This is a genomic window from Archangium sp. Cb G35, assembly GCF_001896145.1.
Classification (GTDB): domain Bacteria; phylum Myxococcota; class Myxococcia; order Myxococcales; family Myxococcaceae; genus Archangium; species Archangium violaceum.
The window spans coordinates 492,411-508,860 of the sequence record NZ_MPOI01000006.1; the positions used below are offsets into that span (position 1 = coordinate 492,411).

The 16,450-nt window shown below is 67.7% G+C and carries 14 protein-coding genes; 6 read left to right on the forward strand and 8 right to left on the reverse strand.

Annotated elements, in window-relative coordinates:
- Positions 1-20: 20 nt before the first annotated feature.
- The gene (locus BO221_RS20840; protein WP_073562216.1) at positions 21-1,556 is read right to left on the reverse strand and encodes a Ca2+-dependent phosphoinositide-specific phospholipase C; all 1,536 of its coding nucleotides are present in this window, start codon (positions 1,554-1,556) and stop codon (positions 21-23) included.
- Positions 1,557-2,127: 571 nt separating this feature from the next.
- Here BO221_RS20840 and BO221_RS53870 point away from each other — a divergent pair.
- A complete protein-coding gene (locus tag BO221_RS53870; RefSeq protein ID WP_143195580.1) occupies positions 2,128-2,859 on the forward strand; it encodes a hypothetical protein in 732 nt (243 codons plus the stop codon).
- Positions 2,860-2,862: 3 nt separating this feature from the next.
- A complete protein-coding gene (locus tag BO221_RS20855; protein ID WP_073562219.1) occupies positions 2,863-3,321 on the forward strand; it encodes an Imm26 family immunity protein in 459 nt (152 codons plus the stop codon).
- A 49-nt stretch (positions 3,322-3,370) separates the two neighbouring features.
- Here the strand turns inward: BO221_RS20855 and BO221_RS20860 are convergent, their stop codons facing one another.
- The 6 genes from BO221_RS20860 to BO221_RS20885 form a co-directional block, all read right to left on the reverse strand.
- Positions 3,371-4,540, reverse strand: coding sequence for a heparin lyase I family protein (locus BO221_RS20860; RefSeq protein WP_073562220.1), 1,170 nt, complete (start codon positions 4,538-4,540; stop codon positions 3,371-3,373).
- A gap of 363 nt (positions 4,541-4,903) precedes the next feature.
- Positions 4,904-6,028, reverse strand: coding sequence for an SGNH/GDSL hydrolase family protein (locus tag BO221_RS20865; protein WP_073562221.1), 1,125 nt, complete (start codon positions 6,026-6,028; stop codon positions 4,904-4,906).
- Positions 6,029-6,116: 88 nt separating this feature from the next.
- Positions 6,117-7,127: a fatty acid desaturase gene (locus BO221_RS20870; RefSeq protein WP_073562222.1), complete on the reverse strand. Its 1,011-nt coding sequence runs from the start codon at positions 7,125-7,127 to the stop codon at positions 6,117-6,119.
- A gap of 73 nt (positions 7,128-7,200) precedes the next feature.
- Positions 7,201-8,583 carry a serine hydrolase gene (locus tag BO221_RS20875; protein WP_073562223.1) on the reverse strand — a complete coding sequence of 461 codons (1,383 nt, stop codon included), beginning with the start codon at positions 8,581-8,583 and terminating at the stop codon, positions 7,201-7,203.
- A gap of 150 nt (positions 8,584-8,733) precedes the next feature.
- Entirely contained in the window at positions 8,734-9,204 is a 471-nt protein-coding gene (locus BO221_RS20880; RefSeq protein ID WP_073562224.1) for an NUDIX hydrolase, read from the reverse strand.
- The gene (locus BO221_RS20885; RefSeq protein ID WP_233166180.1) at positions 9,201-10,727 is read right to left on the reverse strand and encodes a DUF2380 domain-containing protein; all 1,527 of its coding nucleotides are present in this window, start codon (positions 10,725-10,727) and stop codon (positions 9,201-9,203) included. Before BO221_RS20885 ends, BO221_RS20880 begins: the two co-directional genes overlap by 4 nt.
- Before the next feature lie 144 nt (positions 10,728-10,871).
- Between BO221_RS20885 and BO221_RS56265 the strand changes: the two genes are divergently transcribed.
- From BO221_RS56265 to BO221_RS20905, 4 genes are all read left to right on the forward strand, one after another.
- Complete coding sequence (locus BO221_RS56265; protein ID WP_073562226.1) at positions 10,872-11,141, forward strand: S46 family peptidase; 270 nt, start codon at positions 10,872-10,874, stop codon at positions 11,139-11,141.
- A 99-nt stretch (positions 11,142-11,240) separates the two neighbouring features.
- The gene (locus tag BO221_RS20895; RefSeq protein ID WP_073562227.1) at positions 11,241-12,704 is read left to right on the forward strand and encodes a hypothetical protein; all 1,464 of its coding nucleotides are present in this window, start codon (positions 11,241-11,243) and stop codon (positions 12,702-12,704) included.
- 25 nt (positions 12,705-12,729) lie between these two features.
- The gene (locus BO221_RS20900) at positions 12,730-14,145 is read left to right on the forward strand and encodes a hypothetical protein (protein ID WP_073562228.1); all 1,416 of its coding nucleotides are present in this window, start codon (positions 12,730-12,732) and stop codon (positions 14,143-14,145) included.
- 65 nt (positions 14,146-14,210) lie between these two features.
- Positions 14,211-15,524, forward strand: coding sequence for a M18 family aminopeptidase (locus tag BO221_RS20905; protein WP_073562229.1), 1,314 nt, complete (start codon positions 14,211-14,213; stop codon positions 15,522-15,524).
- 1 nt (position 15,525) lies between these two features.
- Here the strand turns inward: BO221_RS20905 and BO221_RS20910 are convergent, their stop codons facing one another.
- Entirely contained in the window at positions 15,526-16,206 is a 681-nt protein-coding gene (locus BO221_RS20910; RefSeq protein WP_073562230.1) for a Crp/Fnr family transcriptional regulator, read from the reverse strand.
- Positions 16,207-16,450: the final 244 nt, after the last annotated feature.

Genomic DNA, 16,450 nt, shown 5'->3' on the forward strand with positions numbered 1-16,450 from the left:
ATGGGGGCATCCTATCGTGCTCAGAACACCCCGTCGAAGAGCCGCCAGCCGCTCACGCCGCTGCCCACGGCCACCTTGGAGGGGAAGGAGGCCTGGCGGTAGAGCGTCGAGCCCCGCTTCACGTTGCCGAAGAGCAGTTTCACCGGGCCGCTGCCATGCGAGCTGGCCGCCAGTCCCTGGTGGCCCAGCAGGCCGGAGAAGCATCTGCTGCCGATCAGCTTCCACGTCGAGCCGTTCTGCGAACCGTACCCCCACGCGCACGTCTGCGCCCCGTCGTACTGCACCGTGAGTCGCAGGAAGGTGACGCTCTCCTGGTCCACGGTGTCCGCCGCGACGATGTCCACCTCGGCCGAGGACGTGGAGCCCCCCGTGCTCGTGCGGTACTGGAGGCGGGGCTTCTGGCTGTCCGCCGGGCGGCACACCGCGAAGTAGCGCGCATTGGCCGCGGTGCTCTCGCGAGCCATGAGGCACCCCTTGGCCCACTCGTCCACGTGGCTGTTGGGCGTGTTCACCGCCGCGGTCCAGGTGGTCGTCGTCACCGCGCCGTTGTACTCGGAGGCGAACAGGAAGCTGTCGCTGCTTCCCCAGATGTCTCCGGAGTTCACCTCGGCGCCGATGACATCCACGGCCTCCGAGTAGCCGCCGCACGGCCAGGAGCCGATGCACCCGAAGGGCCACCCGAGGCCATTGTGAGTCACCGCCCACCCGTCCTGGTGGTAGCTCACCTTGTCCGTGGCGATGTGGTTCGCGCTCACCGACACCGCCCGGCTCCACGACGACGAGTCATTCACGCCCCACACCCGGCTGATGAAACCCGCCGGGTACACGCTGGAGGCGAGGGAGGCGTTGGCGTTCTCCAGGTTGAAGAACACCGCGTAGCTCCTCGAGCCGATCGCCGGCGTGCTGGTGAGGTTGGGCGCGATGAAGGCGACGCGGCTGGTGGCCGTGGAGCCGTTGGACACGTAGGTGTTGAGCTTGCTGGTGGACGAGGACACGTCTCCGCCGGTGAGGGCGATGATGAAGCGGCCCTTGAGGTCCGAGGTGGAGGGCCAGCCACAGGCTCCCGTCACCGCTGCTTGAAGGCTGGTGGCGCCCGGGCATGCCGCCATCACGTCCGAGGGCTTGAAGAGCCAGGACGCGGGCAGGTGCGCGGTGATGCGGTTGTCCAGGTCCTGGGGCATGCGGCCGGACTCGAAGTTGTCCTTGAGGTCCACCCAGAGCGTCACCACCTCATGGTTGGGATTGGCGAGGTGGAAGGCGCGCAGCTCGTCCAGGCAGTCGGAGAGCCGGTGGCACGTGGTGCCGTTGTCGACGACGTCCGTATGGTAGACGAACCAGTTGCCCGTCACCTTGGACCAGCCGCTCTTGCCATTGTGGATGTCGAGCTCGAGCGAGCGGACGCGGTGGTACACGAGTTGATCCAGCAGGGCCTCGTCGCGTTGGTAGGAGTTGTGCGACGATTTCTGGCGCACCTCGTTGTACGAGGGCTGGGCCAGCGCGGCTGGGGCGAACGCGAGCAGCAGCGCTGGGAGGAGGACGGGAAGGGGTGTCTTCATGGGGAAGGCTCCAAGGGAGGTGCGAGGACCAGCAACCGGAAGGGACATACCCATACTCGGCGGGGCCACCGTAGCCTTCAGCCAGGTCTTCCCTCCAACCCCATCTGGCGGAGGGGCTCTGTCCCGGGGTGGGACGTTCTCGCCGGTTCATTCACGGGGCCGGGAGCGCATATGCTGTCCCCCAGGAACTTCCACCATGAAAGAGTCCGGTCTCCTCCGGCTCGCCCACCGACGCCCTGACAGAAGACACCTCCCCGGTGCGGCTTCTCCCAAGCCGCCCATGCGCGCCCGCCCCAAGGCATGCCGCATGCCTGGCTGGGTCGCTTTGCTGCTTTTCATGTATCTGGTGGGGTGTGGCGGCACGACACGAGGCCTTCGTCCTGGCGACTGCCAGGATACGCTCAAGTCAGCTCTGCCCGTGGCGCCGAGCGCACCGCCCCCGTCACCGCTGCTCCAGGGAGTTGTTGGCGAAGGCTTGGGCAATGGCATTCCACGCGCCGTACTCCAGCTTGTGCCACGGGGGGCCGCAGTCGCAGCGGATGTAGGCCCCGCCGCGACGGGAGGTGCCCTCGTGCGTGGCGGCGCGGTGCTGGCGGTGGGGGGCAGCGTTGTCCTGGTCTGTTTGACCGTCAAGGCCGCACTGGATGGGCGGCCGACTCCGCTCGACATCGCGGACACATTCTACGGCACTCACTTCGGCGACGTTCAGGGATGGTTCCAAGGTTGCTACGCGCCAAGGGCCACAGAGCATCCGGGAATGGCTGGGTCTCCGCTTGCGGTCAAGCCGACTTCCGAGGCCCATGCACCTCCCGCTCCAGGACCGGTGGTAGAAGTCGACAAGGGCAGGGTCCGAGGGAACCGGGGTCGCCTCTACGCGACCTACACGAAGTTCAACGTGAAAACCGGCCTCTACTACTCAGGGCGCACCAGTATGGTGGTTGATCTACGCAAACCTCTTCGCCCTCAGGCCGTGGCAGCTGTCAACGCGCGAGATTTGAACCATCACATTGACGAGAACGATGAACCAATCGGTCCCTCGTTCCAGGAAGCACTGCTTGACAAGTTCGATGTCGGGACAGCGGTCGAATACGCGGATAGATACAGTGATATTGCCTATTGGCGGATCCGTGGAAGAGAGCAGCAGTTGATGGACTCCTTTGGAGGTGCCCAGTCCGATACTCGAGAACCGTATCGTACCGAGAACATCCAGCGCGGCGTGGCGAAGGACAATCCATTGGGCAGGCTGTTCCATGACGCAGCCACGAAGCAATGGGGTCAACTCCACCCCTACACCGGAGATTGAGAGATGGGCAGGAAGAAGCACACCCCAGGAGCATTCGTCAGGATGCGCCTCGCTGACGGCTCCATCGGTTATGGCAGGCTGCTCGAATCGCCGTATGCGGCCTTCTACGATTATAGAACCCCAAGTCCGGATTCCGATCTGGACAGGATTGCGTCAAAACCCATTCTCTTCAGGATTGCTGTCCGCCACCTGGCTCTCGATGCGTGGGATTTCATTGGGGAGAGGGTGCTCGAGGAGCACTTGACCCAGCCTGTCGTCCAGTTCATGCAGGACCTGGGAGATTTCCGCCGCTGCACCATCTTCGACACCGCTGGCAATGAGCGGGATGCCGAGCCTCGGGACTGTGTGGGACTTGAGCGGGCGGCGGTCTGGGAAAAGGAGGGCATCGAGGAGCGCCTGCTCGCTGCCCTCTTGAAGCGGCCCAGTGCCGCTGAGGAGCGCCTGAAGGTACGACTGGAATAGGGGACCTGGCTCTCCTCTACGTCGAGCTGCGGGTCCAACGCCCGGTGGCTCAGAGCACGTCCGCGAGGGTGCGAGCCATGGTCCACCCGTCGTGGTAGACGACGCCCGTCTGCGTGACGGTGTCACTGCGGTACAGGCCCACCTTCAGGTAGTTCAGCATCCCGGCGTACTGGGTGGCGATGTTGCGCTTGGGCAGGACGAGCTTGCCGTTGTGGTACAGCTCGACGAAGCCCACGGTGGCGTCGGGCGACCACTTCACGTGCAGGATGAAGTCCTGCCACTGCCCACGCACCAGCGGCGCCTTCCACACGATGACGCCGGGGTCCCCGCCGATGTTCAGGCGCATCTCCTCGCCATACACGTAGAACTCCACCGGCGGCGAACCGCTGCTGCCCTCGTGGTGCCACTGGGCGAAGAGCTGCCACGTCTTCACGCTCGGGAAGTCCGAGGCGAACATCGTGTTGAAGCGGTAGTAGTACTCCGAGCCCACCGGCTCGCGCGTCATCCGCACCAGCTCGTTGCGGTTGCCGCTGGAGTTGATGGGATCATCGCCCTGGCGCACGGTCGCCTTGAGGGCATAGCTGCCCTGCCGCACCGGCGAGGACACCACCTGCAGCCGGTCCGAGCTGACCATCTGCGCTCGGGTCCACTGGCTGTGGTCTCCCGTCTCGAAGTCGCCGCGCCACACCACGGTGGAGGCGGTGGGCGCCGCGCACGCGCGGGCTTCGGCGATGCTGGCCCAGTCGTTCGAGGTGTTGCCATTGACGTAGATGCGCAGGCGGCGCGCGGTACGCGTGGCGAAGGTGTACGTCTCCGCCTCCGCCGTCGTGCCGCTGCTCGTGCCGCTGTAGACCTGCGTGTAGTTCATCCCGTCCGAGGACACCATCAGGCTGAAGTTGTTGGCGCGCAGGTTTCCTGAGTGCCACGCGATGGCCGCTCCCGAGATGGCCTTCTCGGCGCCCAGGTCGTAGTCGATCCACGAACCCTTGCCGAGGTTGCTCCAGCGCGTGTCGAGCCGATCATCCATCGTATTGCCCGGCACGTTGCCGTCATTGCCGGAGGCAATCACCGACGCCGCCGTGAGAGCCGTGCAGTTCTGCACCGCCAGTCCGCCGTCCGCTGTCGTGAGGGTCTCGGGTTCAGCTCCGGTGCCGGGTGCGCCACAACCAACGCCAGCGATGATGAGCAGGGTTTCAGCCAACACGAGCAGTTTCTTCACGGATGGATTCTCTCGGTGAATGGAAGACAGACAGCGGCAGGAAGAAAGGACAGACTTCGGGACGCGGCCTTCCCGTCGCGCCAGACGAGGCTCATCGCCCCGGCGCCCGGAGAGGCGTGGGATGGATCGTGGCTCGGGAACTCCTGCTCGACTGCGGCGGTGGGGCAGCCGTCCGAGCGAAATGAGCATCCATCAAATTTATTTTGTACTCAACACAGTGCGGCGATGCCTGCTCGCTGAGCAGACAGGCGTCGCAATGGATGTCAATCCATGAGGCTGTAATTCTTCACAACGCCTCCCGGGGACGCATGGCTCGAGGCGCGAATCCCGCGCAATGCCGTCAGGGATTGGAGGGGCGGCGTGTCACCGCAGGGCGCGGATGAACTCCGTCAGCCGGGTAGCCATGTCCTGGTGGGTGGCGGCGGACGGGTGCCAGTCCTCGCCATAGGGCGCGGTCTGCGGAGTGAAGGCGAGGTAGTGCACGCGGGGGTCGCCCCGGTCGTTGAACCCCTTCACCACGGAGGACACCTGTTCCTGGAGGGTGCTCCAGTGGAACTGTCCCGCCGGGTACCCGTCGCTCAGCATGGGGCCCACGGCGCAGATGATCCGCGCCCGGGGGTACTGACCCCGGAGCCGGGTGACGAAGTCCGTGTAGGAGGCCTGGAAGAGGGCGGCGTCCGGCTTTCCCGGATGGAAGTCATTCGTCCCCAGGTTGAGCACCACGATGTCCGGTGGCGCGCGCGTGAAGTCCCAGCGCGGCTCGTCCTGGTTGGGGAAGACACGGCCGTAGATGCGTGGCACCGTGTTCACCGTATCGCCCGTGTTGTTGCGGTAGATGCCCCGGCCCGAGTTGCAGACCACCACCGCCTCGGCGCCCAGGTTGCGCGCGGTGAGCCAGCCGTAGGCCTTCGTGACGTTCTGGTTGATGGAGTGGAACCCCGTCCCCGGGTTGCTGGACTCCGGGAGGGAGACCTCGTTGCCGTAGCCGCAGGTGATGGAGTCTCCGATGAACTCGAGCCTCGTGCCGGGCCGGGCCAGGGGTTCCAGGAGCTGGCCGCGGACCCGGAAGCCCCGCAGCTCGCTCCGGCCGACATCGCTCTCCGTCAGCTTGGTGAGCTCGACGGTGTGCTCGCCCAGGGGAAGACCGCGGGCAATCTCATACACCGTCTGGCTCGCGCGGACCGCGAGCTTCACCGGCGCCCCGCCGTCGAGGGTGACCTGGTAGTAATTGGGCCTCGCCGTGTCCGCGGGGCCCTGCTCGTTCAGCAACAACTCGAGGGCATCGCCCCAGAAGCGGACCTTGATGGAGACGCCCGGGTAGGAGAACACGGCGGAGTCCCCGGAGATGTCCACCCACCCCGTGTATTGGATGCGCGGATCCGAGGGAGGCACCGTCTCCCAGGAGAGCGCGGACGGCTCGGGCCCGTGCCCACCACATGCCAGGAGGACGGAGACGGCACAGGAGAGGGTGAGGGAGCGCCAGTCCATCCGTTGCTCCTCCGTCGGTGGCGGAGGAGCAAGGTGGGGCGCCGGGTGTCAGACGGCCAGTGGGCCCGGAGTAGAAGGCTTCTGTCGTTCAGCGGTCGATCCGGGCGGCCAGGAGGGCGTCCGGAGAGGGCTCGCGCAGGTCCCAGACGAGCCCGAGCCGTGCGAGCAGGCGGAGGAGCAGACCGCCCAGGTCCACCTGCCACCACCGGAAGTCGACGCGGGCCGAGCCGGGAAAGGCGTGGTGGTTGTTGTGCCAGCCGGAGCCGAGCGTCAGCAGCGCCATCACCACGTTGTTGCGGCTGGTGTCACGGCTGTTCATCGAGTGGACTCCCACCGTGTGGCCCACCGAGTTGATGGCGAAGGTCACTTGCTGGACGAGGTAGTAGCGGACGAGGCCTCCCCAGACGAGCCCGCGCAGCGCACCGGCCCACGTCCCGGTGACGAGGCCTCCCGCGAGGGTGGGCAGCACGAAGCCGAGCAGCATCCAGGTGCCATAGCGCTGGTTGAGGCGCACGAGTGGCTCGTCGCGCAGCAGGTCGGGGAGGGTGCGCGCGATGCGGTGGGCCTGGTCATCCTCTCGCGAGGCCAGGATGTCCGCGGGTGAGGCGCGGTAGCGGTCCAGGAGGCGGCCGAAGCGGCCGATGGCGGGCATCTCGAGGTACCAGAGGAACTGGGCCCAGAAGAAGCCGCGGAGCAACGGCGAGTGGGGATCTCCCGGCTGGTCGGTATGGGCGTGGTGCGTGCGGTGCACGGCGCTCCACAGCAGGGCCGAGCCCTGTCCCGCCATCGAGCCGAGGATGAGGAAGAGGGCGCGCAGGGGGCGTGTCGTCTCGAAGGTGCGGTGCGCGAAGTAGCGGTGGAAGCCCACTTCGATGCCCACCATGGTGAGCAGGTACATCCCCACCAGCAGGCCGAGGTCCCAGCCGCTGATCCCCTCGCGCAGGAAGAGCCACACGCCCGCGCAGAAGCCGAGCAGGGGGATTCCCTGGACGACGAAGAGCACCAGGGACCGGCGGGCGCCGCTCAGTTGCTCGGGCGTCTGGGTGGGCTCGGAGGTGGTGGGGGTTGGCGCGGGGGAGAGGGAGGGCAGGGCGGACAACGGGAGTCTCCGAGGGGCTGTGCCCCATCATCGTCCAGCCCGCCCGGTGAATCCACGAGCCCTCCGTGTGAGCTCATCTGCCGGAGCGGATCGCGCTCAGCAGATCCATGTGGAGGTACTTCGCTCGCGGCTGGCCCGGCTTGACGACGAACGCGAGCTCCTGCTGGTCCTCCGTCCGGAAGGTGTCCGGGCCCGTGCGCTCGAGGGGGTACTCCTTGTCCGTCTTCAGGACGAGCCGCTTGCCGTCCCACGTCACCGTGAACTTCGCGAGGTCCGCGTGCACGTAGGTGCCGGTGTAGCGCTCCGCCCCGGCGGCGGTGAGGGGCTCGGCCTGCTCGTTCCGGGGCGGCTCGTCCGGAAGGCCGAACACCGTCTGGGTGATGCGGTCCAGGGAGCGGCGGAGGGTGACGCCATTCGCGTTGGTCAGGGTGATGACCGCGCCCCGGCGCTCCGGAAGGAAGCGGATGTGAGAGCCATATCCCCGGCGCACACCGCCGTGTTCGAAGAGCACCGTTCCCCCCATGCGCATCGTCACCAGGCCGAAGCCGTAACGCGCCACGTCCGTGCCTGGCAGGGGCACCTGTCCCGTGAAGAAGTCGCGCACCGTCTTCTCCGCGAGCACCCGGCGCTCGCCGTCGAGGCCCCCGTTCAGCAGGAGGGTCGCGAAACGGGCCAGCTCGCGGGCGGACGAGAACGCCGAGCCCGCCGGGTACATGGCGGTGTTCTCGGCCATGGGCCGGACGATCTTCAGCGCGTCCCCGGCGGCCTCGTGGCCCTGGGAAAAGTCGTAGGTGAGGGCCTCGGTGGGCCTGAAGGTGCCGCGCTCCATGCCCAGCGGCTGGAAGAACTGCTCGCGCATGACCTCGGCATAAGGCTTGCCGTACACGCGCTCCAGGACCAGCCCCGCGAGCCAATACCCCGGGCCGGTGTACGAGAAGACGTCTCCCGGAGGCGCGAACAGGTAGTCCCCCTTCCATCCGCGCACCATCTCGCCGAGGGCCGTGTCGTCCTTCGACTGCACCGAGGGCGAGGCCTCGCGCAGGCCAGCCGTATGGGTCAGCAGTTGCCTCGGGGTCACCCCGCCCAGGGCCGGGTGCAGGTTCTTCACGTAGGTGCGGACCGGTGCATCCAGGTTCACCCGTCCCTTCGCGGCGGCATCGAGCAGCGTGAGCGCCGTCATCATCTTCGTGGTGGAGCCCAGGCGGAAGAGCGTGTCCGGTGTGACGGGCGTGCGCTCCTCGATGCCGCGCACACCGAACGCGCGCAGGTAGACCAGCTCTCCATCCCGGACGATGGCGACCGCCGCGCCCGGGGCCCGGGTCTCCCGGAGCTCCTCCTCGACGAGCCGGGTGATGTTCGCCTCGGCCTCCTGGGACAAGGCCGTGTCCGCCGCATCCGCCCGCGTGGCGGCCATGAGCAGCAGGACGAGCACACTCCACCGCGCGATGATTTTCATGTTCTCCCCCTCGTTGGGTGAGACGGGAACGCACGAGCGGGCGGAGTGTTCCCGAGCCCCCCATGTTCGGGACCGGCAGGCTCCCGGCGGTGCTCGTCGTGCGCTTCGTCCCCGCTTGACCGAGGTTTCGGCTCGACGAGGGAAGGAGGTTCAGACTTCCTCGTCGGGCAGGAGCGTGCGCAGCAGCTCGTCGTCAGGGCCAAGTGGGCGCCAGCCGGGCGGTGGCGATGCGGCGAAGAGCGCTGCGATGACCCGCTCGGAGCGCTCCTGATGGGCTTCGGGTGTGTAGCCAATCCAGCGGCCGAGTGCCTTTCCAACGGCGAAACGGGCTTGATCGTCCAGGACAGCCGGCCAGCCGTCAGGGAGACTCTCGGACAACATGCGAACAAGCACATCGCGCTCGAAACGCGTGACCTGCTTGCTCCGCTCCGCCTCAGCGAGCAATCCGCTCAGCACCTGCACTGCGGCGATATCGTTCGCGCCAAGCTCCTCGGCCAACGCAACCAGGGGGGCGGTGGGACGCGCCTCCGCGAAGGCCGTGAGTGAAGTGTACCCGCGCTCGCGGATCCGCTCATACAGGCGCGCCTTCCAATTACCTTGCCAGGAACGATCTTCCTTCATCGCCCTCTCCAGGGAGTGAAGTTCATCGGGACTTTGTACTCCTTCATGCTCGCCGCGACGATGTTCAGGATCTCGTTTCGCGTCAACATCCGGCCGGTCGCCAGCTCTGCTCCACGCAACACGCGCATGATCATCTGGTTCCATTCGCCGGCCCACATGCGGCCAAGGCGCCAGTTGCCACCGCCAGGAATGGCCTCGTGGTTTGCCCGCTCCATTCTGACGCAGAACTGGTCGATGCTCATTTCACCGGTGAAGCCGCGCTTCTCGAACCACTCGCGGAACTCTCGCGGCAGGACGTGGTGCTGCGGAGGCTCGGCCATGCCGGCGCCCGCTTTGCCTGTCACCCGCATGCCCCGCACCTCGGGACCGTCGCCCAGCGCGTCGCGCACGCCCCTGGGCAGGTCGCCGTACGCCTCGGCCATCATCACGTGGCCGGCCTGAATCCGCACCGCGGCGCTGACGGCGGGCACGGAGAGGACGCCCGCGCGCACCAACTGGCGCATCATCTCCACCCACTCGGCGGACACCACCAGCCGCGTCCCCATCATCACGCCGTTGGAGCCCATCACGAGCCCCACGCCAAGCGTGGCGGAAGTGGCTGGCCCCAACATCCGGGGCAGGGCCATCTTCATCGCCGAGCCCATGGCCAATGATTCGAGGAGCTCCTTCACCAGCAATATCTTCTGGAGGTTCTGCCCCGATTTGAGCACGCGCTCACGGGTCGCGGCGAACTCGCCGGTGAGATGGCCGATGAGTGCGGGGAGGTCGGCTGCTGCGGCCTCGGCCTGTCCTGGCTCCTGGGAGGCGAGCGCCGTCATGGCGGGTCCGAGCATCGCGCGTAAGCGCTCCAGCTGCACGAACAGCTGCTCCACGCTGTAGGAAGGGCACTGCGCGAGCACCACGTCGGCGAGGGTAAGGAAGTCGAGCCAGACGGCGAGCAGGATGGAGCCCATCATGGCGGACTGGAGCCGGGGGCCGCCGAGGCGCAAGAGGGCCAGCTGCATGTCCGGCTCCTCCATCTCTGAGGCAGTGATGGACAGCCGGGTGGCAGCGGCGAGGTCGGTGTCCATCCATCGCAGTTGCTGGACGCCGTATTCCACGAATGGAACGAACAGCTCGGGGTAGGGGCCCGCGATGCCGCGCCTGCTGGCCTGAAGTCTGGAGAGCTCGCCGGAGATGCGGCGGGTGGAGGTGGACACGTCGCCCAAGGCCCGGACGAACGCCAGGTGGGCCGCCAGGGCGTTCTGCCGCGCGGGCTTCGTGGCGTTACGGGGCTGCGCCACCTCAGCGGTTCCCGCCTCGCTGCCAGGACCCGTCCCCGTCATGGCCTCACGGGGATCTTGGCGGCGGTGCAGCCGTTGCGGCACCTCGGGCTCTGGAGCGGAGGCCAGGGAGGTAGACGTGGCCGCCGCGTGCGGTGTGTAGCCCAGACTCCGGTGTCCGGGCGATAGCGTCAGCGACGCACAGCCGCTGGTCAGCAGGGCCAGGGTGAGCAGCGGCCCCCACCAAGGCCAGAGCGGCACTTTCAATCTGAAAGTGTGGCGCCAGGACGGTAGTACTGGCTGGCACTTCGAAGGCATGACGTTCCCGTATCGCGACCGAGTACGCACTTCGGTTCAGCACCCTCTAAACCGAGGACGGTGGAGCTTTCGTTTATTTATCTTACATTGGAGATCAACAAGCTGCTGAGGATCACCGACGTCACCAGCGTGTTGACGAAGGCCACCCAGGGCAAGGAGAGCGCGGCCTTCCGCGACGCGCAGCGGGCGGAGATCGCCCGGTTGGAGAAGGAGTGCTCCATGGGCGGGGATTTCGGCTTCGACGAGGCCTCCAATCGCACCGTGTCCGTCCACAGCGAAGGCCTCCTCGAGGGGCTGCGCGAGGTCTACAACGCCCGCCGGCTGCTGGAGGAATCGGGGCGGGGTAGGGGCAGGTAGGATAGGTCCCGCGAAAATCCGCTCGAATCCAGGCAGTATGTCCGCGCGACGCAATCGTTTAGACGTCTGCGGGCCCTCACGCCCGATGGGAGGTTATGGATGCGAGCGGCCATCTTCATCTCGGTTCTCCTGGTGGGGGGGCTGATGGGGTGCGCCTCGCGGCAGGGCATCCTCCGCTTGGAGCATCAGGAGGAGGCTGTCTACGAGCACCCCTTGGAGGAGGTCTGGCCCGCCGCGCAGGCCTGGGTGCGGGACGGCGGGTTCCACTACCGGGAGGACGCGGCCAACTTCGTGCTGCAGACGGAGTGGCGCGAGGAGTTCCCCGGCTCGACGGTGGCGGGCTACTGGCACCGCTACACGCTGATTGGCAAGCGGGAGGGTCCGGCGCGCAGCCGGGTGTGGATCATCCGCTCCAGCCGCAGCCCGGAAGGGGCCCCCGTCTACGACGTGAAGCAGCCGGAGTGGGAGGTGAGTCGGCTTCCGGACCCCTCCCATGAAGGCCTGCCGGGGGGAGCGCTCCGCCTGGAGGAGTTCGACGTGCGCACGCCCGGCGACGAGCCCCGGCTGCGCTTCGTGCCCCAGCAGTCCGTGGCGGGCGTCGTGCTGTCCACGGACTCGGTGGGGGCGTCGGGCGAGTTGCTGCGGGGCGCGCGGGATTTCGGCATGGAGTGGGTGATGAAGGAGCGCATCGCCCCGGGGCTGGACGCGCGCAAGCAGGGCCAGGAGGGGCGCGCGCTGGCGGCGACGAAGCAGGAGCCGGGCAACGACGTCTCACTCGAGTGTGGCATGGCCATCATCGGCCTGACCGGGAAGGTGGCGAAGGGCCAGGTGATGCTGCTGGGCGAGCTGCACGGCACGCGCGAGGTGCCCCGCTTCGTGGCGCTGAGCACCTGCCAGGCGGCCTCACGAGGTATTCCCGTGACGGTGGGCCTGGAGATGCCGGTGGAGAACCAGGAGCGCGTGCGGCGATTCATCGCCAGCGCGGGCACCGAGCATGACCGGGCCCTGCTGATGGAGAGTCCCTTCTGGCGCAGCCCCTACCCGGACGGCCGCAGCAGCGAGGCGGTGGCCCAGCTCCTGGAGCAGCTGCGCTGGTTGCGCGCCCAGGGCCTGGACGTGGAGGTTTTCGTCTTCGATCACCCGGAGCTGCAGGGCGAGGTCCGTGAGGCCGCCATGGCCCGGACCGTCCTGTCCCAGGTGGAGGCTGGCCCGGAGCGCTTCTTCCTCATTTCCACCGGCAACGTCCACCCGCGCACCCGGCCCGGCCTGCCGTGGGACCTGGGCTACCGTCCCATGGGCTACATGCTCGCCCGCAGCGTGCCCTCGCTGGTGTCGCTGGACGTGGCCTTCGACAGTGGGACCGCGTGGATCTGCTCCGTGGGGGAGACGCTCGAGTGTGGGGAGCGGTCCACGAAGGGGCAGGACAACGGGGACCGGTACTTCGTTTCATTCTTCGACCAGCCGAGCGAGGCCGGCTTCCACGGTGTCTTCTACGTGGGCGCGGTCTCGGCCTCGCCTCCCGCGGTGCGTTCGGGCAGTGCGCGGGCCATCGATTCGAAGTGAGAGAGAACCCAGGAGGAAGTACTGAATGAGAACGATGGCCTTCGGTTGTCTGTTGTTGCTGGCCGCGCTGGCGGGGTGTTCCGGGCGCTTCGTGGATTTCGCCCCCGAGGAAGACGCCATCTACGAGTATCCGCTCGACGAGGTGTGGCCGCAGGTCCGCACCTACTTCGCGTCTCGGGGGTTCGTCTTCCGTGAGGCTCAGGGTGGGGCCCAGCTGGAGACGGAGTGGCGCGAGGAGTTCATGAGCTCGCAGGTCGCCGCCTACTGGCACCGCTACATGGTCATCGCGAAGCCCGAGGGTTCCAACCGCTGCAAGCTGATCATCACCCGGGAGTCGCGCAGCGCGAACAAGGCCTTGCAGACCCCGGGCGCCGATCTGGTGTGGGGCGTCGACTCGCGCTCCGAGTCCAACCCGATGGCCGTGGGCAGCGATGTGGCGCGGCAGATGGCGATGCAGACCGTCAATGGCGACAACGCCGTCCTCGGCCAGTCCCAGCAGACCGCGCGCGACATGGTGCTGGAGTGGAAGGTGTTCAAGAGCATCTCCCCGGCGCTCCAGCAGCAAGCCAAGAAGTCCGTCGAGAGCCCCGACGTGGTGGTGACGAAGGAAGCCAACATCGAGTGCGGCGTGCCCGTCCTGGGTCTGGGCAAGCTGGCGCGGGCCGGCAACGTGGTGCTGATGGGCGAGCTGCACGGCACGCAGCAGGTGCCGCACTTCCTCGCGCAGAGCGCCTGCCAGGTGGCCACCCAGGGCATCCCCGTGACGGTGGGCCTGGAGATTCCGGCCATGAACCAGGAGCGGCTGGAGAACTTCGTGGCCAGCGCGGGCACCGAGCACGACTGGGCGAAGCTGATGGAGAGCCCCTTCTGGCGCAGCCCCTATCCGGATGGCCGCAACAGCGAGGGCGTGGTCTACCTCATCGAGGCCCTGCGCAAGTTGCGCAGCCAGGGGCTGGACGTGAAGGTCTTCGCCTTCGATCACCCGGCGCTGCGGGGGGACGCGCGCGAGGAGGCCATGGCGTCGACGGTGCGGGACGCGGCCAGCAAGTCCGGGAAGCGGGCGCTGCTGGTGTTGAGCGCCAACATCCACCCGCGCCAGGTGAAGGGCCTGCCCGGGGATCCGAACTACCGCCCCATGGGCCTGCGCCTGGCGGATCAGCTCTCCAACGTCTACTCCCTGGACATCGCCTACAACAGTGGCACGGCGTGGATCTGCGCCATGACCCGGCAGGAGCAGCTGGACTGCGGGGTGACGCGCACCAAGGGCGAGGACAATGGTGACCGCTACTTCGTGCAGCTCTTCGGCGGCAAGAACCGCCATGGCTTCCACGGCTTCTACTACGTGGGCGCGGTGTCCGCCTCGCTCCCGGCCGTGTACCAGGGCTCGGAACCCGCGGGCAGCCAGCGGGCCACCGTGCCCGGCTCGGCGGGCTCCAACTAACCGCTACCCGGCAGGGCCTCGCCTTTCCTGTGGCGGGGCCCGGCGGCGGCGCTAGCCTGGAGGGGATGACTCCCTCCGATACCGACGCCGCCGCCAATGACCTGCTGGCCTTCATCGACGCCTCGCCCACGCCCTACCACGCGGTGCGCGAGAGCATCCGCCGCCTGACCGCCCAGGGGTACCGCGCCCTCGACGAGCGCGAGCCCTGGGACCTCAAGGCCGGGGACAAGGTGTACGTCACCCGTGGCGACACCAGCATCGCCGCCTTCCACCTCGGCACCGTGCCGGTGGACCGCGCCGGCTTCCGCCTGGTGGGCGCCCATACCGACTCGCCCAACCTGCGCCTCAAGCCCAATGCCCTCGTGCAGCGCTCCGGCTTCCACCAGCTGGGCGTGGAGGTGTACGGCGGCGTCCTTTTCAGCACCTGGCTGGACCGCGACCTGTCGATCGCCGGCCGCGTGGTGAGCGCGAAGGACGGCCGCCTCGCGCACCACCTGGTGGACTTCCGCCGCCCCCTGCTGCGCATCCCCAACCTCGCCATCCACCTCAACCGCACCGTCAACTCCGACGGCCTCAAGCTCAACGCCCAGGAGCACCTGGTGCCGGTGCTCGCCCTGGAGCGCTCGGGCCCGGTGGACCTCAAGGCCATGCTCTCCGCGGAGCTGGCCCGCGGCGGCACCCAGGTGGAGCCGGCGGACATCCTCGGTTTCGATCTGTGCCTCTATGATCTGCAGCCCGCCACCCGCTCCGGCGCCTATGGCGAGTTCCTCCACGCGCCGCGCCTGGACAACCTGGCCAGCAGCCACGCCGGCCTGTCCGCGCTGCTCGCCATGAGCGGGCCCCGCGAGGCCACCTGCGGTGTCGTCCTGTACGACCACGAGGAGTGCGGCAGCGTCAGTGCCCAGGGCGCCGCCTCTCCCTTCCTGAAGGACCTGCTCGAGCGCATCACCCTGGCGCACTCGGACGGGAGGGGGGACTCGCTGCACCGGGCCATCCAGCGCTCCTTCCTGGTGTCCGCGGACATGGCGCACGCGCTGCACCCCAACTACGCGTCCATGCACGAGCCCAAACACGCGCCCGTGCTGGGTGGCGGCCCCGTCATCAAGTCCAACGTCAACCAGTCCTACGCCACCGACGGAGAGACCTGGGCCTGGTTCGCCCTCTGCTGCCGCGAGGCGGGCGTGACGCCGCAGAACTTCATCACCCGCACGGACCTGGGGTGCGGCAGCACCATCGGCCCCATCTCCGCTGGCGAGCTGGGCATCCGCACCGTGGACGTGGGCAACCCCATGATGTCCATGCACTCCATCCGCGAGCTGGCCGCCGCGGCGGACGTGGCCGCGATGATCTCCGTGCTGCGCCAGGTCTACGTGCGCTGACTCACTCCACGTTCAGCCGCAGGTTGTCGGGCTCCAACAGGGTGATGCGCCCTTCCTCGTAGGACAGCAGTCCCTCGCGGGCATAGAAGCGCAGCCACCGGTTGGTGCTCTCCCGGGTGAGCCCGGCCAGGTTGGCCAGCTCCGTCTGGGTGAGCCGGGGGGTGATGGCCACCCCCTCGTCCCCGGACTCTCCCTGTCTTTGCGCCAGGTCCAACAGCACGCGCGCCAGCCGGGCGCGTGCATCCAGGAAGCTGGCGTCGTGGACCGTCTGCGTGACGCGCCGCACCAGACGGCTCAGCTCGGCCAGCAGGGCCGGCACCACCTGGGGGCGCTCTTCCAGGAATTTCTGGAAGTCCTTGCGATTCAATGCCAGCAGCGCCGTCTCCTCGCGCGCCACCGCGTCCGTCGAGCGGGGCGCTTCATCCAGCAGCGCCAGCTCTCCAAAGGCATCTCCCCGTTGGAGCAGGGCCAGGGAGACCTCCCGGCCATCGGCCGAGCTGAGGCGGATGGTCACCTCGCCCTTGCGGATGATGTAGAGGTCCGTCCCCACGTCTCCCTGGTGGAAGATGATCTCCCCCCGGGCGTAGCGCCGCGGTTGCAGGCTGGTGGAGAGGCGCTCCAGGTCGTCGGACCCGAGCGACGCGAAGAGGGGAACCTGGGAGAGGAGCTCTGAATAGGACATGGCTCGCTGCTTTCCTGGTGGAACCTGTTCACCAGGAAGTCATCTTGCATGGAGCCGTGCGGCCGGGCCAGGGCCGAGCGGCGTCCTGCCCGCTCTCTGTCCAGGCTCGTTCATCCGCGTAAGGGATTTACGCCATTTGAAACGGGTCCGGTATGGCAGGCGTGCACCACAGGCCGCACGACGCTTCCCCGGTCCTTGTGCGATGATGCGTCCAGGTGAAGGACGGGGAGGGCGGAGTCCTCCG